The sequence below is a fragment of the Halomonas sp. A40-4 genome (assembly GCF_015767635.1).
Lineage (GTDB): Bacteria > Pseudomonadota > Gammaproteobacteria > Pseudomonadales > Halomonadaceae > Vreelandella > Vreelandella janggokensis.
On the sequence record NZ_CP065230.1, the window covers coordinates 2,902,816 to 2,924,129 of the forward strand.

At 55.4% G+C, this 21,314-nt stretch carries 19 protein-coding genes; 13 read left to right on the top strand and 6 right to left on the bottom strand.

Annotation, left to right across the window (positions count from 1 at the left end; all coding sequences use genetic code 11):
- Positions 1-70: 70 nt before the first annotated feature.
- Positions 71-1,702 carry a L,D-transpeptidase family protein gene (locus IT895_RS13730; protein ID WP_199283785.1) on the bottom strand — a complete coding sequence of 544 codons (1,632 nt, stop codon included), beginning with the start codon at positions 1,700-1,702 and terminating at the stop codon, positions 71-73.
- Positions 1,703-1,829: 127 nt separating this feature from the next.
- Between IT895_RS13730 and IT895_RS13735 the strand changes: the two genes are divergently transcribed.
- The 8 genes from IT895_RS13735 (at position 1,830) to IT895_RS13770 (ending at position 10,872) form a co-directional block, all read left to right on the top strand.
- Entirely contained in the window at positions 1,830-2,552 is a 723-nt protein-coding gene (locus tag IT895_RS13735; RefSeq protein WP_085918186.1) for a murein L,D-transpeptidase catalytic domain family protein, read from the top strand.
- 25 nt (positions 2,553-2,577) lie between these two features.
- Positions 2,578-3,624, top strand: coding sequence for a patatin-like phospholipase family protein (locus IT895_RS13740; protein ID WP_199283786.1), 1,047 nt, complete (start codon positions 2,578-2,580; stop codon positions 3,622-3,624).
- Between the two features lie 296 nt (positions 3,625-3,920).
- On the top strand, positions 3,921-5,273 hold the full coding sequence (locus tag IT895_RS13745) for a NarK family nitrate/nitrite MFS transporter (protein ID WP_199283787.1): 1,353 nt from the start codon (positions 3,921-3,923) through the stop codon (positions 5,271-5,273).
- A gap of 67 nt (positions 5,274-5,340) precedes the next feature.
- Positions 5,341-6,603 carry a nitrate regulatory protein gene (locus IT895_RS13750; protein WP_199283788.1) on the top strand — a complete coding sequence of 421 codons (1,263 nt, stop codon included), beginning with the start codon at positions 5,341-5,343 and terminating at the stop codon, positions 6,601-6,603.
- A 100-nt stretch (positions 6,604-6,703) separates the two neighbouring features.
- Positions 6,704-7,390 (top strand): SDR family oxidoreductase, encoded by a 687-nt coding sequence (locus tag IT895_RS13755; protein WP_199283789.1) that lies wholly within the window; start codon positions 6,704-6,706, stop codon positions 7,388-7,390.
- 141 nt (positions 7,391-7,531) lie between these two features.
- Positions 7,532-8,524: an LLM class flavin-dependent oxidoreductase gene (locus tag IT895_RS13760; protein WP_199283790.1), complete on the top strand. Its 993-nt coding sequence runs from the start codon at positions 7,532-7,534 to the stop codon at positions 8,522-8,524.
- 80 nt (positions 8,525-8,604) lie between these two features.
- Positions 8,605-9,099 (top strand): GNAT family N-acetyltransferase, encoded by a 495-nt coding sequence (locus tag IT895_RS13765; RefSeq protein WP_199283791.1) that lies wholly within the window; start codon positions 8,605-8,607, stop codon positions 9,097-9,099.
- A 114-nt stretch (positions 9,100-9,213) separates the two neighbouring features.
- Positions 9,214-10,872, top strand: a complete 1,659-nt coding sequence (locus IT895_RS13770) for a sensor domain-containing diguanylate cyclase (RefSeq protein WP_085918193.1) — start codon at positions 9,214-9,216, stop codon at positions 10,870-10,872.
- Here IT895_RS13770 and IT895_RS13775 read toward each other — a convergent pair.
- Complete coding sequence (locus tag IT895_RS13775; RefSeq protein ID WP_085918279.1) at positions 10,863-11,426, bottom strand: DUF1415 domain-containing protein; 564 nt, start codon at positions 11,424-11,426, stop codon at positions 10,863-10,865. The genes IT895_RS13770 and IT895_RS13775 overlap by 10 nt on opposite strands.
- 76 nt (positions 11,427-11,502) lie before the next feature.
- Positions 11,503-12,171: a GntR family transcriptional regulator gene (locus IT895_RS13780; RefSeq protein WP_199283792.1), complete on the bottom strand. Its 669-nt coding sequence runs from the start codon at positions 12,169-12,171 to the stop codon at positions 11,503-11,505.
- 162 nt (positions 12,172-12,333) lie between these two features.
- On the opposite strand from IT895_RS13780, the gene IT895_RS13785 reads away from it, so the two are divergent.
- The 5 genes from IT895_RS13785 (at position 12,334) to IT895_RS13805 (ending at position 18,461) form a co-directional block, all read left to right on the top strand.
- Complete coding sequence (locus IT895_RS13785) at positions 12,334-12,912, top strand: chromate transporter (RefSeq protein ID WP_233337250.1); 579 nt, start codon at positions 12,334-12,336, stop codon at positions 12,910-12,912.
- A complete protein-coding gene (locus IT895_RS13790) occupies positions 12,909-13,439 on the top strand; it encodes a chromate transporter (RefSeq protein ID WP_199283793.1) in 531 nt (176 codons plus the stop codon). Before IT895_RS13785 ends, IT895_RS13790 begins: the two co-directional genes overlap by 4 nt.
- Positions 13,440-13,506: 67 nt before the next feature.
- Entirely contained in the window at positions 13,507-15,354 is a 1,848-nt protein-coding gene (locus IT895_RS13795; protein ID WP_199283794.1) for an ABC transporter ATP-binding protein, read from the top strand.
- A 153-nt stretch (positions 15,355-15,507) separates the two neighbouring features.
- The gene (locus IT895_RS13800; RefSeq protein ID WP_199283795.1) at positions 15,508-17,184 is read left to right on the top strand and encodes a methyl-accepting chemotaxis protein; all 1,677 of its coding nucleotides are present in this window, start codon (positions 15,508-15,510) and stop codon (positions 17,182-17,184) included.
- A 122-nt stretch (positions 17,185-17,306) separates the two neighbouring features.
- Entirely contained in the window at positions 17,307-18,461 is a 1,155-nt protein-coding gene (locus IT895_RS13805; protein WP_199283796.1) for an EAL domain-containing response regulator, read from the top strand.
- 19 nt (positions 18,462-18,480) lie between these two features.
- Here the strand turns inward: IT895_RS13805 and IT895_RS13810 are convergent, their stop codons facing one another.
- The 3 genes from IT895_RS13810 to IT895_RS13815 form a co-directional block, all read right to left on the bottom strand.
- Positions 18,481-20,364, bottom strand: a complete 1,884-nt coding sequence (locus IT895_RS13810) for an ATP-binding protein (RefSeq protein WP_233337251.1) — start codon at positions 20,362-20,364, stop codon at positions 18,481-18,483.
- Between the two features lie 68 nt (positions 20,365-20,432).
- Positions 20,433-20,729 (bottom strand): hypothetical protein, encoded by a 297-nt coding sequence (locus IT895_RS19435; protein ID WP_233337252.1) that lies wholly within the window; start codon positions 20,727-20,729, stop codon positions 20,433-20,435.
- An 18-nt stretch (positions 20,730-20,747) separates the two neighbouring features.
- Positions 20,748-21,251 (bottom strand): molybdopterin-dependent oxidoreductase, encoded by a 504-nt coding sequence (locus tag IT895_RS13815; protein WP_199283797.1) that lies wholly within the window; start codon positions 21,249-21,251, stop codon positions 20,748-20,750.
- Positions 21,252-21,314 lie beyond the last annotated feature (63 nt).

Below are 21,314 nucleotides of genomic sequence, written 5' to 3' on the forward strand. Positions count from 1 at the left end.
ACAAAAAAGCGCCACACACGTGGCGCTTTTTTTTATTTCCTTACTCGGCAATCGACCGCTTACAGGGTCATTAACCCGATAGCTGCATGGGTTGGCTAAGTGCCGACTCCACGGCTGCGTCGTGGCCGTATATATCCGGCCGAAACTCGACCTCGCCCTCAGCATTCGGCCAAGCCGTCAAATAATGCAGCGCAATGGGCACGCGACGCGGCAAGCTGAGCTGCCGATCGCTTTGACTACTGGCCACCAAGCTCGCCACCTGTGCCGAACTGCCGGTATCCTCTAACAACAGCTGGGCAAACTGGGTAACACCCTCAACCCTGACGCAGCCTGAGCTGAGCGCGCGCTGATGCCGCTGAAAAAGCCCCTGGGCTGGGGTATCGTGCAGATAGATCATATGGTCATTGGGAAAGCGCACGACGATGCTCCCCAATGGGTTCGCGCTACCTGCTACCTGGCGCAGCATGACACTGCCCGGCTGCTGCCAATCGACCTCCTCAGCATTCACCGGGTTACCGTCAAAATCAACCACCTGAATATTTTCCTCGGCTAGATAGCCCACATCCTCACGAACACGCGGTAATACGTCCTCACGCATGATCGTCGGCGGGATGGTCCAGCTTGGATTTAACGTTAGATGAGTAATCGCCGATTGAATCACCGGCGTTGCACGCTGGGGGGAACCTACCACGACGCGGGTCTGCCAATGCTCGCCGCCTGGCCGATTGTAATGCAAGCGGTAGCCGGCAAGGTCGACCCACACCCTTGGCGCATTGTCCGGCTGAGATCCCATCCAGCGCGCACGCTCAAGGTTCACCTTGAGCTGTTTGGCCCGCAATGACAGCGGGACGTTAAGCGCGCGTCGGGTTTGTTCGCCGACCACGCCATCTTCCTGAAGCAGATGGCGCCGTTGAAAACGTTTGACGGCCGCCGCCAGCGGCGCATCAAAATGTCTTTGATCAGGGGTGTCGACGTCTACCAGCGGATAAGCCTGCGGGTTAGCCGCCAGCAGGTGCGGCTCGCCCCAGTGCGTCAGTCGACGACGCAACGTTAAAACATCATCATGTTGATCGCCAGGTCTGAGCGATTCTTCACGATGATCAAGGTAAGGCACGCTCGACTGCAATGACCGCGATTGGAAATCAATAAACGCAGCTCTTAGTCGACGGTACGCCGACGAGTCCGGACGTGCCTGGTCAAACGCCGCCGCCATATCCATCTGATTAACGGCCTTGGCCACCGCCCCCATCGAGTAACCTCGCGATGGCCGCTCAGCATCCCATTGAGCACTTAACTCTCGGGGATTCACCTGGCCACGATTCAAATGATCAAGCGCCTGCAAAAGCGCCTGGCTCGCTTGCAACTCAAACGTCACCTGGGCAGACTCCCCACCTGCCTGGCTGCGCTCAAACGCCTCCATGAGCGACGCTGACGCGTAGTTCTCAGGGTTTATACCGTCCTGCTCAAGCGCATTGAGACCTGCCACAAGCGCTTCCACGCTTGCCGCCGTCGTCCATACAGGCTGGTAATCGCGGTATTGATAGAAACTTTTGATCGGCAACTGTTGTTCACTCGCCGTCACACGCACTTCCAGCGTGTCGCTAATGGGTGTTGTGTCTGCACCAGCACCACCCACCGCACCTACGCTCAGGCAAAGCGCCACCCCCATCGCCCATCGTCTTAATGGCTGCCGCTCGTTCATTGCCCTCTCCTTGCGTTACTATGGCTGTCCCAATAATGTACGTACTTACTTGTTATCATAGCGCGTTAGTGACTGCCTAACCGCGTTGTACTTTTCAGTATGGACCTATCTTTCAGGATGGACTTATATGGTGCCATTTTTTTCGCCGCGTGCCTGGCTTATTTACCTGCCCGCCACGTTATTGTCACTCCCGATCCATGCCTCCAGTTTTTATAGCCACATCGATAGCGCACCGCCCAATGGCGTTCTGCCGTTAAACCACCAACTGCTTCAGCTCGCGCCAGACGCCAGCCCGGAGGCGCTTCGCCTCGCTGCTAAAGCGCTCAGCTGTCGCGACCCTCACGCCGAGCGCTTGGCGGTGATCGATTACTCTCTACCGTCAACCGAGCCGCGGCTGTGGGTGTTCGATCTGGCCCAGCACGAACTGATGTTCCAAGAGCTCGTCTCCCACGGTCAAGGGTCGGGGGACGCCCTGGCGGAGACGTTTTCCAACATCCCCGACAGCCACCAATCCAGCATCGGGCTGTTTAAAACCATGAACAGTTACTACGGCCGCAATGGCTATTCACTGCGCTTGGAAGGCCTGGAGACCAACGTTAACGACAACGCCTACGAACGAGCCATCGTCATTCACGGTGCCGACTATGTCAGCGAAGCCTTTATTGACCAAACAGGGCGACTGGGTCGCAGCCACGGCTGCCCGGCGGTTCGCGAAGAAGTCACCTACCCCTTGATCGACAGCTTAAAGGGCGACCACTATGTGTTTGCCTACTACCCTGACCAGGAATGGGTGGCAACCTCACAGGTGATCAACTGCCCTAACGCACCGTCACTTGCCCACCGTTTTTAACGACTTATACCCAGGAGGCAAGTCGATGACGCAACCTAAATCGTTAGACCTGGCATTACAGGGCGGTGGTTCTCATGGCGCCTACACCTGGGGCGTCATTGACCGCTTACTGGCGGACTCAAGGGTCGAGATCGAGGGCATCAGCGGCACCAGTGCCGGTGCGATGAACGGCGTGGTCATGGCCGACGCGCTCACCCGGGGCGATAAAGAAACCGCCCGCGAGGCCTTGCACGATTTCTGGCGGGCCGTCAGCCGAGCGGGGATGGCAAGCCCTATTCGTCGCTCACCGCTGGACAAGCTGACCGGGAACTGGAGTCTCGAACACTCGCCGGGGTATATCGCCATGGACCTGATGAGTCGGCTGGTCTCGCCCTATCAGTTCAATCCTCTCAACGTGAACCCTCTGCGCAACATTGTGGCCGAACGGATCGACTTTGATCGGGTCCGCCGCTGTGAACAGCTCAAACTCTTCGTGACTGCCACCAACGTCCGTACCGGTAAGCAGCGGGTCTTTCGTCGGCATGAGATGAGCCTTGATGCGGTCATGGCCTCCGCTTGTCTGCCATTTGTCTTCCAGGCCGTTGAAATTGACGGAGAAGCCTATTGGGATGGCGGCTATATGGGCAATCCGGCGCTGTTCCCGCTAATGGAGGAATGTAGCGCACGCGATATTCTGCTCGTTCAGATCAACCCCATTCGACGAGACGACTTACCCACCACGGCGTCAGCCATCATGAACCGCCTTAATGAAATCACCTTCAATTCAGCGCTGATCAAAGAGGTGCGCATGATCGCCATGCTTAAACAGGTGCTTGACGCCCAGGGTATCGAGAACTGCTATCAGCAGGCGTTGTTCCACCGCATCAGCGGTGAAGGTGCGTTACTGCCACTGTCGGTATCCAGCAAGCTGAATGCCGAGTGGCCCTTTCTATGCCACCTGTTTGAACAGGGCCATGCCGCCGCCGACCGCTGGCTGGAAGACAACATCGACGCGCTCGGCGAACGCTCCACGCTGGATATCGAGGATGTCTATCTGGATGAAAGCCCGGCGCCTGCTACAGCACCAAACTAAGCCAAACCAGGCCTGCTGATGCCCAATGATGCAGCATTAGCATGATATTTATCTTTCAACCTGTTCCTCAAACACCCTCCCTTCAATAGTAACCAACTGATTAAAATAATAAAAAACAACCATGGCAACCACTTTGCATAAATGTAAGCAGTGGTGGTAGGCGTGGACCAGGCCCAAGCGGGTACGAGTGCGTCGAACCTGACCTTCAATGAAGAAGGCATGTTCTCGTGAACCGATGACGCTGCGTGTTCACGCGCAGGGTGTTGAACTCGTAACAGAACCCGTGAGGCCATCCCATGGATATTCGCAACAAAGCCAACCGTATTCGGTTGCTCAATTTCTCTACGCCACAAATGCGCGCTTTCCATTTTTCGTGGTTTGCTTTCCATCTCTGCTTTTTTGGCTGGTTTGGCATTGCGCCGCTCATGGCGGTGGTACGTGAAGACCTAGCTCTCACCCAGACCCAGATCGGTAACACCATCATCGCCTCGGTCACGATCACCGTCATTATCCGCCTGGTGATCGGCGTATTATGCGACCGCCTCGGGCCACGAAAGACCTATTCCGGCTTGTTGCTGCTCGGCTCCATTCCGGTGATGGGCATCGGCCTGGCCGACAGCTTTGAAACCTTCCTGCTTGCGCGCCTGGCGATTGGGGCCATCGGTGCGTCGTTTGTTATCACTCAATACCATACTTCCATCATGTTTGCGCCCAATGTCGTGGGTACCGCCAACGCCACCAGTGCGGGCTGGGGGAACCTGGGCGGCGGCACGACACAGATCGTCATGCCGTTGATATTTGCCGGTATGTTGATGCTTGGAGTTAACGAGGCGTTGGGCTGGCGGTTAGCCATGGTCGTGCCAGGCGTTGTGCTGTTCTTCACCGGCATTGCCTATTGGCTATTTACCCAGGATGCGCCCGATGGCAACTTTGACGAGCTGCGCGCTCGCGGCGAGCTACCGCCCGCCAGCGGCGAAAACGGCGCGCTACAAAGCTTTACCGTCGCGGCAAAAGATATTCGCGTGTGGGCGCTGTTCGTGGTGTATGGGATTTGTTTTGGCGTGGAACTGACGATCAATAACATCGCCGCCATCTACTTTTTCGATAATTTTGACCTGACACTTGCCACCGCTGGCCTGATTGCCGGCCTGTTTGGCTTGATGAATATCTTTGCCCGTACGCTGGGCGGCATATTTTCTGACTTGTTTGCCAAACTGGGGGGCCTGAAGGGGCGCGTGCGCTGGTTACTGGTCGCTCTCATTTGTGAAGGCATCGCCCTGATCGCTTTTTCACAAATGCATGTACTAAGCCTGGCGATCGGTATCATGCTGGTGTTCAGCCTGTTTGTGCAGATGGCCGAAGGTGCGACTTACGGGGTGGTACCCTTCATCAATAAAAAAGCCCTGGGCGCGGTGGCCGGTATTGTGGGCGCAGGCGGCAACGTTGGCGCCGTCTCTGCCGCCTTCCTGTTCCGCAGTGAAAGCCTGACCTATCAGCAAGGCCTCTTCTACCTGGGGTTAGCCGTCCTTGCCTTGGCCTCGTGCGTCCTGCTGGTACGCTTCTCCGATGCGCAAGAAGCCGAAGAGGCAGCCGCCTACCGAGAGGCGGTGGGCGACGATACCGGCGCGGGTGCCCTATCGTTACGCTAAACGACGCCGATTGCGCACTTCCAGGGAAGTGCGCAATCAATGGCGGTGAGCACAAAGGAAACGCATTATGTCTTCAGCTCAACAGCTTCTGTTAACCGCCAAACGCTGCGATATCGACAACCTGACCCATCTGGCGACAACCTGTGACATTGTGGGCGACATCAGCCACTTCATTCACATGCTGCAGCGTGAGCGGGGCGCGTCGACGGTTTTCCTGGTTTCCCAGGGCAGCCGCTTTAAAGAACGTCGCGCGACTTACCGCCAGCATAGCCAGGATGCCGAAGCACTGATGCGTCGTCGCCTCGAGGCATTAAGCAAGGAAGCGCGTCCCCAGGCGGCTGCGCGCCTGCTGCGCCGCATTGCCATGGTATGGGCAGCGCTGGATGAACTCAGCACGCTGCGCCACGCCATTGACACCTTTGCCATTACACCCGACGCGGCAACTCAGGCATTCAATCAATTGACCAGCGGGCTGCTGGCGATTGTCTTTGAAGCAGCCGACACGGCTGTCGACCCTGACATCACCCGCGCCCTGGTCGCCATTTTCCATTTAATGCAAGGCAAAGAACTGGCGGGACAGGAACGCGCATGCGGCGCCTTTGGCTTTACCCAGGGGTATTTTGACGATGCCCATAGTGCATTGCTTGGCCAACTGATTGACGACCAGCAACGCTGCTTTGATACCTTTGAGGAATTCGCTTCTCCCGAAGCACAGCAACATTGGCAAGCGGAGCTGTCGCCACGCACGCTCTCAGGCATCCATCAATTGCGCGATATTGCCCGCCAGCGGGCCTCGCATCCAGACACATCGGATTCACTGGGTGAAACCTGGTATGAGCTCACCACGCTGCGCATCGACAGCATTAAAAACGTGGAAGATGCCTGCAACGCTCAGTTGACCGCCCTGTGCCATAGCAAGATACAACAAGCCAATGTCGCGCTGGAAAAAGCCAAGACGGAGCCTTGCCGTAATTCGCCGGCGCCTTGCGAGCAACTGCTCGCCTTGAGCAACGGTGAGCCACTGGGAGACTTGACCGCCAATGCGCTTAATTCGCCCCTGGGCCGATCATTGATCGAATTGACCCAGGCACAATCAAGCCGCTTACAGGGGCTTAGCGACGAGCTGGAAAATACGCGCAAGGCCCTTCGCGAACGCAAGCTGATCGAACGAGCGAAAGGCCTGATCATGGCCCACCAGGACATGACAGAAGAAGAAGCGTACCGGTTTCTGCGCACTACCTCGATGAATCAGAGCAAAAGCATGGCGGACATGGCGCAGTCGATTCTCGACCTATCCACCATGCTCAAGCGCAAAGAAGCCGGGCATTAACGCTTTCACCTTCTTCGTTCGCAGGCTTACGATTTGCACAACGGCGCTCAATTAGCCATGCTAGATAGGATGTTATGGTTAATCGTCAGGAGCGCAAAGGATGCATAGAAACGTCTTACTGATTACCGGTGCCTCCAGCGGAATTGGGGCTGCCACCGCCCGAGCAGCCGCCCGTGAAGGTTACAAACTGGTGCTGGCCGCCCGCTCGACTGACAAGCTCACCGCGCTTGCCCAAGAGTTAGGACCAGAAAATGTGCTGACCTGCGAGCTGGATGTCACCCAGATGGACGAACAGCGCGCCATGGTCGACGAAGCATTGGAAACCTTTGGCAGGATTGATGCCGTTTTTGCCAACGCCGGTTGCGGTGGTTCGCCGGGCGGCTTCAGTGGTGCCGATCACGAGCGCTGGCAGGAAATGATCTTAACCAACGTATATGGCGTTGGCCTGACTCTCCAGGCATGCTTACCGGCACTCAAACGAAGCAAAGGCCACGTGCTGTTAACCGGCTCAGCCGCAGGCCGTGCGACCATTCCGGGTTCCATGTACAGCGCGACCAAGTGGGCCGTTACCGGCATCGGCTATAACCTGCGCGAGGAGCTACGCGGTACCGGCATGCGGGTAACGCTGATTGAACCCGGCATGGTCGATACCCCCTTCTTTGACGAACCGCCCGAACATGCGCTGGAAGACCGCGATATTGCCAATGCCGTCATTTATGCGCTATCACAGCCTGCCCATGTCGACGTCAACGAAATCCTGATTCGCCCTACCCCGCCATTGGAATAATGTGTTTTGCCGATACCCTGCCTTGTAATTCATCGATACTGGCCGCATAACCCTTAATTAACAAGCGTGCTAATGATTCGTTCGACTCCCTTGCGTCGGCATCTCATTAGCCGCCCCATCTTCCGGCCTTATAGGTGATGCATGAGCGCACTCGCGTCTACCGCGCTATCCGTACTGGACCTCGCCCCGATTCGTCAGGGGGGCAGCGCTGCCGAAACCTTTCAAGACAGCGTTTCGCTTGCCCAGCGCACCGAACAACTGGGTTATAAGCGTTACTGGCTGGCCGAGCACCACAACATAGATGGCATCGCAAGCGCTGCGACAGCGGTACTGATCGGCCATATTGCCGGTCAGACCTCGCGTATTCGCGTGGGTAGCGGTGGGATCATGCTGCCCAACCACCCGCCACTGGTGGTGGCCGAGCAGTTTGGCACGCTGGAAACTCTTTATCCCGGGCGCATCGACCTGGGCCTTGGCCGTGCGCCGGGCTCGGACGGCGCGACCATGCAGGCGATGCGCCGCCATCCCCACGCTGGCGTGGATGATTTCCCGGCCCAACTAAACGAGCTGCGGGGCTATCTGGGAGACCCTGCGCCTCACCAGCGGGTAAAAGCAGTACCCGGCCAGGGTACTCACGTGCCGATTTGGCTGCTCGGCTCCAGTGGCTTTAGTGCACAGTTAGCCGCCAAGCTTGGCCTGCCCTTTGCCTTCGCCGCGCAGTTTGCGCCAGGCTACCTGTTTGAAGCGCTGCGGCTTTACCGTGAGAACTTCCAGCCCTCGGAGCACCTGGATGCCCCCTACGCCACCGTCGGGTTGCCGGTCATTGCCGCGGAAAGCGACGCCATGGCGGAATACCTGGCAACCACGGCCCAGCAGAAATTTCTCAACCTGATCCGCGGCAAGCCAACGGTGTCGCTGCCTCCAGTGGAGCAGCTTGACTGGTCACCCATGGAGCGCGCCCAGGTCGAGCAGTTTCTGGGGGCAGCGATCATCGGTGGCCCCGACACGGTAAAAACCCAACTTGCCGACTTCCAGGAACGCACAGGGGCCAATGAGTTGATGATCAATAGTGATTTCTATGACCATCAGGATCGGTTAAGAAGTTATCAGATTGTTGCTGAAGCGGCACAATAACTGCCTACAATGGTCGGTAGCCTTGCATAGGGGCTGCTGATTTCAGCCGAGCTAACCCGAAGGATCAGGTACACAGAACCATGTCTGCGCTCACTTACTCTCCAATGTCACACGCTGACTTCACGGCGTTCTGGCCAACCTTTCAACACATTGTGGCGGCCCAGGAAACCTATGCCATCGACCCGGATATATCCGCCGAAGATGCCTACCAACTGTGGTGTAAAGCCCCACAGGCAACGCTTGCGGTCAAGGATGAAACAGGCACACTTCTCGGTACCTACTATTTAAAAGCCAATGCGGCCGGGCCGGGTGATCATGTCTGCAACTGCGGTTATATGGTGGCCCCTGCCGCGCGTGGCAGAGGCGTCGCCCGGAGCATGTGCGAGCATTCACAGCAGTTCGCTCGCGAGCTGGGTTTCAGGGCCATGCAGTTCAACGCGGTTGTCTCTACGAATGAGGTGGCGGTCGCACTCTGGCAGCGCCTGGGGTTCGCCATTGTGGGCACGGTGCCTAACGCTTACCGTCATGCCCGTCTTGGCGAAGTCGATACCCACGTCATGCATAAAACGCTTTAAGCCTTCAACGTTAACGTCGCCCACGTCAAGCGCATTAATGTGGGTTGTCTATCGGCATCCTTCGTGGTTGGATAACAGTCGTTAGCTGACCTCACCCCCCGACGAGATGCCGGAATGCCCTACGCCCCCCTGCGGCTAAACCAAATATCCCTGCGTACACGTTTTATGCTGCTGATTATTGGCTTGGTGTTTAGCACGACCATCCTGCTTGGCTGGGTCGCTGCTCGACAGTCAGCTGATCAACTGGAAGCCAACATCGGCGCCTCTACGGCAGAATCGGCCTATCAGATGGTCGATAAGCTGGACCGCAGCATGGATGCCCGCATTAAGGAAGTAAAGTTACTGCTGGGCATTGAAGCACTGACCGACGGTACCGATAACGATACTCTTCGCTCTCAGTTGGAAACTCTTCAAGATAACTACAACGTGGTGTCATGGATTGGCTTTATTGACCCAGACGGCGTTGTACAAGCCGCAACCGGTGGTGTATTGGAAGGGACTTCCATTGCCCAGCGCCCGGTCTTTCAAAACGGCCGCGATGGTATGTGGATTGGCGATGTTCACGACGCCGTCTTGCTGTCGCAGCTATTGCCTAACCCGTATGGAAAAGCCATACAGTTTGTCGATATCGCCACCCCGGTCCATACCCAGGATGACACCTTGCTGGGGGTGCTGGCCGTTCACCTGAGCTGGGAATGGGCCGAGTACATTCAACGTGCGATGTTCTCGCCTGCGCAACAGCGCCAGGGCACCGAAATACTGTTACTCGCGGCCGATGGAACAGTGCTGCTCGGACCGGACGATATGCTGGGACAGCCTGTGCCGGGCCTATCCACCCTGCATTTACAGGCCAGCGCCAAGCCTTCATGGTCAATTGAGACATGGCCAGATGACCAGCGCTATGTGACGGGTGTAGCCCGCAGCCAGGGTTTCGAGGATTTCCCGGGGCTGGGATGGGTGGCTGTTAGCCGTCAGCCGATTGAGCAAGCATTTGCCCCCGTGGAAAGACTAAAACGTGTGATCATGGGCATAGGCGTGCTATTGGCCATCGTGTTTGCAGTGGTTGGCTGGTTTGTCGCGTCGCGGCTAACGACGCCTTTAACCCGTCTTTCTCACGCCGCAGACACTATCCACGATGCCAGCCAACCCACTAACGAGATTCCCCTGGAAACAGGTTCGCCGGAACTGATGCGCCTCTCCACGTCAATGCGCAACATGGTCGGACGCTTGCTCGACCAAAACCGCACTATTCGCCGCCTTGAAGACATCGCTAATAGCGACCCGTTGACCGGGTTGCCGAACCGCGCCTTCCTTGATCGTTATCTTTCGCACGCCCTGCCCGAGGCCGAGCGCCAACAGCAAAGTATTGCGCTGGTATATATTGACCTGGATGGCTTTAAAGACGTGAATGATGAGCTGGGTCACCATGCGGGCGACCTGCTGTTAATCGACATTGCCAATCGTCTGCAGGAAGTGCTCCGAGCCAGCGATGTCGTCGCTCGGTGGGGCGGTGACGAATTCGTCATGGCCTTGAAAGCCCCCGCGGACCAACTACCGACGCTCACCCAGGCGATAAGCGAGCGACTGCTTGCCTCCACTTCTCAACCAATATCGCTGCCCGAGCATCAAGCGGTGACCGTCAACTGCAGCCTGGGGGCCGCGTGGTGGCCAGAGCATAGCCATGACATAAAGGAAGTCATGCAGTTTGCCGACGCTGCCCTGTATGTTGCCAAGCAAGAGGGCAGGCATCGGCTGGTGATCCATCAGCCCTGATCATCGAGGCGGCAGCTGCGTTGCCACAATTGCTCCACGGCCTCAATGCCCATGCCGTTCAGCAGGGCCACATTACGCTCAGGTATCGCGTCGGTATCGCCATAAAACTCGATCGCCTTTTCGACGCTCTCTTCACGCAGCAGATGCACCATCGGGTAGGGTGAGCGATTGGTATAGTTGGCGGCATCATCAGCACCCGCATCGTCAAAACAGTAATCCGGATGAAACGATGCGAGCTGATAGATGCCTTCATACCCCTGGTCAATCAGGATGCTTTCAGCGAGCTCAACAAAATCCAGATAATGATCAAAGCTTTTAAATAAGGTGGGAAATACCAACAGGGTGGTTTCTGTTTCCGGGTGTTCGTCTAGCCAATGCACCTCCACCATCAGCTCTTCCAGCGCCACTTCCAGCTTTTTTGAGCGCACAACTTCAACGCGAACCGCATCCCGCGCCAGCTCGCGGCTGGCAAACGGGCATATATCGTGAACCACAACAAAGCGGTTCACCCAGTTCAATGTCTGCGCGATGACCCTGTTATCTGCATCTTGCATGCCTGTCCCGTCCCCTTCGGTAATCTCGCCGATGCCTACCATCGCCGACAGCGCAACAGTTTACACGCCATACACACTAGGCGTGTTCCTGATAGCGCTTGAGGGCCACCTGATAGGATTTATGGATATGGTCGTCCAGGAGTGCACGGGCAGCTTTACTATCACGCTGTAAGGCAAGCTCCACCAGTTCGTGATGCTGTTCATCGAGTGTTTGCCTTACCGTCGGTATTTTGGGACCGAGGCGACGGTAGCGATCGAACTGGTCGTGCAGCTGTTCGATAAAACGCAACAGCCAAACCGAGCCGCAGGGCGCCACAAGCGTGCGGTGAAACTGGCTGTGCAACACCTCCCACTCCTCGCCTTTTTCCAGCGATAAATCCGCGCGTTTCAGGCGATGGGCGGCGGCCAAAAGTTCGGCTTCCCATACGTCGTCACCGTGCTGAATGGCGCGTTCAAACGCCATGCCCTCAAGTTCCAGCCGCATATTGGCAATATCATCCAACTCGCTGCGCGATAATGTCGGTACTCTAAAGCCACGCTGATTTTCCTGAATCAACAGGCCATAGGCGGCCAGCTTGTTGAGCGCCTCGCGCAGCGGACTCAAACCAACGTGATAATGGTCCTTGAGCGCGTTGATCGCCAATTTTTCGCCCGCGGCAAAGCGTCCGCCAACTAAATCACGGCGTAGCGTCTCGTAAATGCGGCTGGATGCCGTACTGATAACCGGTTGAAGATGCTGGTTCATATAAGATCCTTTTTCATCCTGACGCCCATGCCTTTAAACGCTGGAGTTGACGCCCTGGGAAGCCCTCGCTTATATTCTATTTTATACATAATAATCGATTTTTTAACTGACAAACGATAAACAAGGGTCGACCATGCGTTGTTTCTCATCATTGACCTTGCGATGTCATCGCCCATGACGTCGTCGGCATCCTGGCAACTGTTCTGGGCATTCTTGCGCGTTGGCCTATTGGGTTTCGGCGGTGGTCCCGCCATGATCCCATTGGTGCGAGCCGAAGTGGTCACCCGCCACCACTGGCTGACCGATGAAGAATTCGCCGATGTACTGGCGATCGGCAACACCCTACCCGGCCCTATCGCCACCAAGATGCCGGGCTACATCGGCTACCGGGTGAACGGTATCAGCGGCTGTATTGCCACTGTCGTCGCCATCATTCTCCCCATGATTGTTGCCATGATTGTCATGTTAGGCATTTTCAGCCGTTATCGCGATGTTGGCTGGATTCGCGGCATGGGTCAGGCCGTGGTGCCCGTGGTCATGATCATGATGGCACAACTGACGTGGGACTTTTTCGATAAATCAAAAGCGTCCCTGGGCTGGCTAGTCAGCATCGTGATGGCCATTACCTCTGGCGGACTTATTTATTGGCTCGGTGTTCATCCGGGCTGGGTGATTGGCGCTATTCTGCTGGCTGCCCTGCTACGCCCTAAAAGCAATAAAAAAGCGGAGAAGTCGGCATGATCTACTGGGAACTGTTTCTTGCCTTTTTCATCCCCAATATTATCGGTTACGGCGGCGGCCCGGCGATTATTCCGCTGATCGAGACCGAGGTCGTTGGCCGCTACGGCTGGATGACCGCACAGACCTTCGCCGAAACCCTGGCGCTGGGTAATGCCCTGCCCAGCCCTATCGCCACCAAGATGGCCGGGTATATCGGCTATGAAGTCGCCGGCATCGGCGGTGCCTTCGTGGCAGTGGCCGCTACGGTCATTCCGACGCTGCTGCTCATGCTGGGCGCGCTGGGCCTCTTGTATCGCCACCGCAACTCTCCCCGCGTCAAACGCATGAGCCAATGGGTACGCCCGGTTATCGCCATGATGATGGGCTGGCTGACCCTGGGGTTTTTGCTCGAAAGTGTTAATTCAAGCGGCATGATGCACACGCTGATTATCGGCGTGATTGCTGGCATTGCGCTGATTCGCTTTAAAACGCATCCCGCTTTTGTCGTCGTGGGGGCGTTGGTTTATGGCGGGCTTTTCCTGGGTTGAACTGGCTATCTACGCTTAACCATCGCATCATGGCAGTCCTTTCTGCCAGGTATCAGCTTGTTGTCATATGTCGCCACCCTCTTCTGACGCCTCCACCGCGCCGCTAAGCAGTTTTCTTAGCGTCTTTGGCTACAGCCGTCGAGCGCTAGGCCTGGTATGGGAAACCTCCCGCTGGATGATGCTTGGCTTAGCGCTGTGTACGCTCGTGGCAGGCGTGCTTCCTGCCGTCGCCGCCTGGGTCGGCCAGTTGATTGTGGATGGCGTGGTGAGCGCCATGGACGCCCATCAAGCAGCCACTGATCCCAACTTGCTGATGTCGATTACCCCGGTACTCAAGCTGGTTGCTTTCGAGGCACTCATTATTGCCCTGATTGCGCTTGCCCAGCGCGGGCTTGCCGCCCAGCAGTCGTTACTGCGCGCATTGCTGGGTCAGAAGGTCAATGTGATGATTCTGGAGAAAGCCGGCCAGCTCTCGCTTAGCCAGTTTGAGGACTCGGAGCTTTACGACCAGCTGACGCGGGCGCGGCGCGAGGCGTCAACCCGCCCTCTCGCTCTGGTGAATAAAACCTTTGGGCTTCTGCAAAATGCGATTTCGCTGGGCAGCTTCGGGGTCCTGCTGGTGCAGTTCTCCCCCTGGGCACTGCTGATTCTGGTCGCCGGCGCCCTGCCGGTGTTTATTTCGGAGGCCAAGTTTTCAGGAGATGGCTTTCGGCTGTTTCGCCGACGCTCGTCGCAAACCCGCATGCAGATTTATCTGGAAACCGTACTCGCCCGGGAAGACAGCATCAAAGAGGTCAAACTGTTCGGCCTGGAAGGGCTTTTTCTCAAACGCTATCGCGATATCTTTACCCAACTGTTCGCTGAAGACCGGCGCCTGACGCTCCGCCGGGAAAGCTGGGGATTTGTGCTGGGATTGCTGGGCACCCTCACCTTTTACGCTGCCTATGCGTGGGTGGTAATTGAAACAATTACCGGGACGCTGACCCTCGGCCAGATGACCATGTACCTCATGGTGTTCAAGCAAGGACAGGCCGCGCTTTCCGCCAGCCTGACCGCGATTAGCGGCATGTACGAAGATAACCTCTACCTTTCCAACCTCTACGAGTACCTGGAACAGCCGGTCGAAGCGGACACAGGCACCCTGACCCGGGGCGTATTACCCGGCGACGGCCTGCGCTTTGAAAACGTCAGCTTCGCCTACCCCGGCAGCGCACCGGTGTTGCACGATATTTCCCTGCACCTATCCCCCGGGCAAAGCCTGGCCCTGGTGGGAGAAAACGGCTCGGGCAAGACAACGCTGATCAAGCTGTTGACGCGGCTTTACCAACCGACCAAGGGACGCATCCTGCTGGACGGCAGCGACTTGCGCGATTGGCAGGCAAAAGCACTGCGCGAACGGACTGGGGTGATTTTTCAGGACTTCGTGCGCTACCAGTTGCAGGTGGGCGAAAACCTGGGCGTGGGCGATACCCATGCCTATCACGACGAGCAACGTTGGCAGCAGGCCGCCCGCCACGGGATGGCAGATGACTTCATCGCCAACATGGCCAGCGGCTATCAAACCCAACTGGGCCGCTGGTTCAAAAACGGCCAGGAGCTCTCCGGTGGCCAATGGCAGAAAATTGCCCTTTCCCGTGCTTATATGCGTGAAAACGCCGATATTCTAGTGCTGGACGAACCCACCGCTGCGATGGATGCCGCTGCCGAAGCAGAAGTGTTTGCCCGCTTCCGCGAGCATAGCCGCGACAAGATGGCGATTCTGATCTCCCACCGTTTCTCCACAGTGCGCAGCGCTGACCTTATCCTGGTGATCGATCAAGGGCATATCATCGAGCGCGGCACCCACGAGGAACTGCTCGCTGCCCAGGGCCGCTATGCCAAGCTGTTTCAGCTTCAGGCCAAGGGCTATCAATAAATCAGAGTCCTGACCTGGTGACTCCCACGCCTAACTTATTAGCAAGTTAATAAACTAATCGTAAACAAAGGTGACGAAACTCATAAATTCGTCGACGCTTTTAGCAATTTAGAGGTAGTGTTCGCTCATTAAATTCCATTAAAGGATTGTTAAATGCGCCACCTCCATAAAATCAGCTTCAAGTACGCCTTAGCCTTCATCAGCGTTGCAATGGCTCTGTTGTTCATTGTAATCGCCGACGCCATGCTCGTTAACATGGTAAAAAGTCGACTGGATACTTTTATCACCAACTATATACCCGCCACCACAGCAACACTTAACGGAGATAGAGACCTTTACCAGGCACGCGCTGCCGAAATTGAATATCTATTGTCAGACCCTTCAAGTGAGCGGGGATCCGAGCTCATTGCCGTATTTGAAGAAAATGCGCAACAGGCATACGACCGTATGGAACGTTATGCAGGGCTCATGCAAAACTATCCAGAACTCACTTCTCAGCTATCGAATTTCGAAGTTTTACATCGCAATTGGAAACAAGAAGCAGAGCGCGTTTTCGATCTTCACCAAAGAGGCGAAACGTCAGCTGCTCTAGCACTCCTTTATGGCTCATCCTTAACGGCTTTCGATACATTGCGTGATATCTACGATGTATCAGGGGTCAATATTGAAACAGCCACTTACAGCGCTGAAGAAGCCGTTGTAAACAGAATCCAGGTTCAGCAAACGTCAACAATTATCTTTTCTATCATCGTTTTTTTAGTCGCTGTAACGATTGCTTTATTAGGCCCTTTAATGATGTCACGGGCTATTCGCCAGATTACCGGGCGAATCAAAGAAATCACCGACGGTGATGGCGACCTAACCGCCCGTATCGAAAGCGGCCGCCGTGATGAAATCGGCGAACTCGCGCAGCAATTCGATGCCTTTATCAAGCGGATCGACGATACGCTACAGTCGGTAAGCAGCAGTACGGTCAGCCTGCAGCATGCGTCTAATGAAATAGCCAAAGGCAGCCAAGAGCTGGCGGCACGGACGGAACAGGCGGCGGCTAATTTGCAACAAACGTCCGCCTCCATGGAGGAAATCGCGGCGGTGGTCACCAACGCTTCTGAATCAGCGGATCAAGCCGACCAGCTCGCCACATCGACGCGCAAACTTGCTCAGCAAGGTTTGCAGGCCATGCATAGCGTTGAAAAGACGATGGATACCATCAACGAGTCCTCCTCCGAGATCAGCAACATCGTCAGTCTCATTGATAGCATTGCGTTCCAGACCAATATACTGGCGCTAAACGCCTCCGTTGAAGCCGCCCGAGCGGGGGAGCACGGTCGTGGTTTTGCCGTGGTGGCCCAGGAAGTTCGCACGTTGGCGAGCCGCTCGAGTGAAGCGTCAAAGAATATCAATGAGCTGATCAACACCTCTTTGACGAGAACCCAATCGGGAGTCGACCAGGTCAAGAAAACCGGTACCACCATGCAGGAAATGGTTAAGAGCATCGAGCGCGTGGCTGACGTCATTGCCGACATCAGCTCTGGAGCAAAAGAGCAGAGCGTGGGTATTGGTCAAGTCAATGATGCTGTCACCGAACTGGACAGCATGACCCAACACAATGCTTCAATGGTCGAAGAGTCAAGCGCCGCCGCCGCAGAGCTAAGGGAACAGGCTGATCGTTTGGGTAAGCTGGTGGGCGCCTTCAAACTCAGTAATACGCAAAGCGATTCGCAGGAAAGACCAGCGGTGGCTATCACCAAGAACCGGCCGTCTTCTTCAACGACGATGACTGCCCCGCTACTGAGCAAATCTCCTGCGCTCGAATGGGAATCTTTCTAATACCGCGAGTCTCCCCTGCGTTGATCGTTTAACCCAGGGGAGGCTACTTACTGTACCGCCAATTATTTCTATCAACGCCTCGATATGTAAAACGGTGACCTGGATCCGCCAAAGGAACCCATATGATTCGCAACGCATTAGTCATAGATGATGATGCCGATATACAGCTATTGAGCACCATGCTGCTTCAGAAACACGGGTACAACGTCGCAACGGCGGGGGGCCTTGGCGAGTTGGCCCGTCAGCCATCTTTACTCAATACAGAATTGATCTTGCTGGATCTGGGACTTGGCGAATTTACCGGTCTGGACATTATCGATTATCTGCATGATTTACGTTTGAATGCCGCCATCATAGTGACCAGCGGTTGCTCTGAAGAGGCGGCGGCACATACGATCGAGAGTGGCAATCAAAAAGGCCTGTGCATGCTGGGCTTCCTGCCTAAAACCAAACTGATGACGGGCTTGGCGCCATTTATTGATTCACTAAAACAGTCGTCCAAACCGCCCGTCAAAGCAGAGCTGGAAAAGGCTCTTCGTGACCGTGAGCTCTTTCTGGCGTTTCAGCCCAAGCAGGACCTTCACACGGGCAACATAACGGGCGTTGAGGCATTGGTGCGCTGGCAGGACCCACAACGCGGGGTTCTTTATCCGGACAGCTTTATTCCACTGGCCGAAAAACAAGACCTGATACTGCCCCTCACCTGGCACGTTATCGAGCTTGCGCTGGCGCAACAGGCTCGCTGGCAATCCGAAGGGATCGACTTGAATGTTGCGATCAATGTCCCCGCTGCGTTTATCCAGGCAGAAGGGATGCTGGCGACGTTCGATCGCCTGACGCAACGGCATCGTATTTCCCTGGAAAAGATTACCCTGGAGCTAACCGAGTCAGCCGGCATTGAATGCTTGGGTTACGCCCGACACGTGCTTGAAACGCTGAGGCAAAAGGGATGCCAGCTCGCCCTGGATGACTTTGGAACCGGTTACTCGTCAATGGTTCAGCTCTACCGCCTGCCATTTACCGAGCTCAAGATTGATAAAAGTTTTGTGTCACGGATTGACCATGATGATGATGCCCGCGCAATTACTCTCTCCATTATCGACCTGGGTAAGCGGCTGGGGCTCAAGGTCGTGGCAGAAGGCATCGAAACGTCACGCCAGCACACCCTTCTGTCGCAATACGGCTGTACACTTGGCCAGGGCTACTTTATTGCCCGTCCGTTAGCGCGCCATGCGCTTGACACCTGGTTAACGAGCGAGCCTCACTTGGCCCATTAGACGAGACATTCGCCTTGCCCTAAAGCTGGCCACAAATCAATCCCGCGTCCTGCAACGCCCTTTGGGTAGACGCCTTGAGGCTTTTCAAGCGTTCCAGATACATGGCCAACTCGTCGGGTGTTGCAGTGTTCGCGCGACGTTCTATGTGGCTAGCCTGATCGGCAATCGCAAGGCAACCTAACGATAAACCAGCGCCTTTTAGTGAATGGGCCTCTTGGGACAGATGCTCGCGCGCCTCTGCTGCATTAAACGCTTCAAGCCGCGCATAACGTTCATCAAAACGGGTTATAAAAGCGCTCAGCAATGCATCAAGAGATGCTGCGTCAAAGGTGTCTCTCAACTCATCACAAAGATGCTCATCCAGCAATGGTGGCTCACCGTCATGCTTGTCTACTGCTGGTGCTGATGAGGTTGGCAAAACGCCTCGTTCAGTGGCGGGGCTTGTCAACTGCCGGGTGGCCAGGTGGCGGTGTATCCCTCTGAAAAGCTCGTCTCTGGTAAAGGGCTTATGGATCATGTCGTCCATACCGCTTTGCATGCAACGTTCACGATGCTCGGCCATTACATTGGCGGTCATCGCCAGAATAGGCATGCGCGGCAGTTGATGGTGCGCTTCAAAGGTACGCCAGCGCCGAGTTGTTTCCGGCCCATCTATCCTCGGCATTTGCATATCCATCAAAACGAGATCGATCTTCCCGTGGTGCTCTTGAAGTTCGTCAAGTGCCTCCTGGCCATTTTCAGCAATGGTCACCTTCGCCCCCAGGTACTCCAGCATTCCTTGTGCAACGGTCTGATTCAATGGGTTATCCTCCACCACCAGAATATGGTGATAGAACGCCAGCACACGGCGTTGTTCATCAGGGTCGTCGTCCATCATCGGCTTGGCGACATCCATGTTGACCGTGAACCAGAACCGGCTGCTTAATCCTGGTTGACTGCTGACACCGATATTTCCTTGCATGGCTTCCACTAGCCGCTTGCAAATGGCAAGGCCAAGCCCGGTACCCTCATGGCGACGCGCGATGGATGCATCGACTTGTGAGAAGGCCGTAAAGAGTTGTGCTTGATGCTCCTCAGAAATACCACAGCCAGTATCAAGCACCTCAAATAGAATGCTATTGCCCGTTCGTGGTCTTACATAAAACTGAACAACACCCTCTTCCGTAAACTTCAGCGCATTGTTGATCAAGTTCATTATGATCTGCCGCAGCCGTGCAACATCGCCGATAACATAGCGCGGCAGTGCAGGGTCGACCCAGTAATGAAACATGACGTTCGACCTTGACTGTTGCAGTGCATAGCTTTCACAAAGCTCATCGATGCACTGATAAAGGTCCAGTGTCTGATAATCAAGATCGAGACGACCCGACTCGATTTTCGTGTAGTCGAGTATATCGTTAATGACGGCGCGCAAACTTTCCGCACTGCGCTTTAAAGCAGCCAGATAGGTGACAGCCTTCGGCGTTTTTACTTCGTCTTTCAATAAATCCGCCATGCCCACCACCCCATTCAACGGGGTGCGAATCTCGTGGCTCATGACCGCCATAAACTCTGACTTCGCCAGACTTGCTTTTTCGGCGCGGCTGGCCGCCTCGTTCAATTCATGGCCTTTGACTTCTAACGCCTGGGCCTTGCGAATACTGGAACGGCCTTCCAGAATCAGGGCACGCACTAGCATTCCGCCGGAAAACATCAGAAAAATGATAAGTAGCAGTACCAGACCGTATAGATGAGTTAATACACGGCGCTCATCGCTGCGAACCTTGGAAACATGGGCATTGGTCTCGACCAAGATGTTGTTGGTAAGCTGCTGCAGGGCGGATGCCTGTTGGTGCAACTCTGTTATCAATTCACTATCGAGGATGCTTGGCTTTTCCCATAGCGGTTCGATAAAGGTTTCCATCCTTGAAATGCTTGACTGAGACGCTTGCAAAACATCTTGAATATTCCCAAGTTCCTCAACAACCTTGCCTATTTCCCCCTGAAAAAAGAGTTTTTTCGGCTAAACAATATTTCATAACGCACCAGCAGTTCATCAATAGCAGACTCGTCGGCTGTCATTTCATGCAATGACAGCCGAAACTCTCGCACCTCTCGATCAAACTGGTACGACGCCCATAGCAGGTTTTCAAGCAGTCGGTTTTCCAGGGCATTTTGTCGACTGTAAATCACGCCCCCCACCGTGAGGGCCGAAAGAAAAAAAAGGATCGCTGAAAATGTCGCGACCCTGGTGCGGCGAGAGAAATAAAACTTCAATAAAGCTAGCATGATAGAGACTCAGTCAACTTATTCAACCTCGATACGATTCACCTGCCACACGGAACGCACCAGGATTTCTTCGTTGAGGAGTTCAGGATGAGTATCAAAAGGGTAAATGACAAATAACGGACCATGGTCGCGGATACGCAGTGATTTACCGTTGGCCTGCATGGCCAGGATCACCTCGTAGTCTTCAAAATCACTGATCGGTATCGACGCTGCGTAGTCGTTGAGTGCTACTACGCGCAGGCTCCTGCCAGTGGCCCCAACAGCATCAAGTATGGCGCGCCCCAATGGACCTGAAAAACGCACTTCACCGTCATACCAAGGCGTATGTGAAACCGTTTCATGCTGAGCCAGCGCTTCCAGCATGAGTTTATCAAAATGGGCCTCATCGCCCACATTGGTCTGCTCTATCTTGCCGCTCACCACTAGTATCGCCGGCCCCTCCGGCATATCCAGCGCAAGTGCGTGAGTCGAAAACAGGGCAACCCCCGCCGCGATCATCAAAGCCAAGTAACCCCGAACCATGTGACACCTCAGTGTGTGTTGTTTGGACTGAACGAGTATATAACGGCCGTTTTACGCCAAACT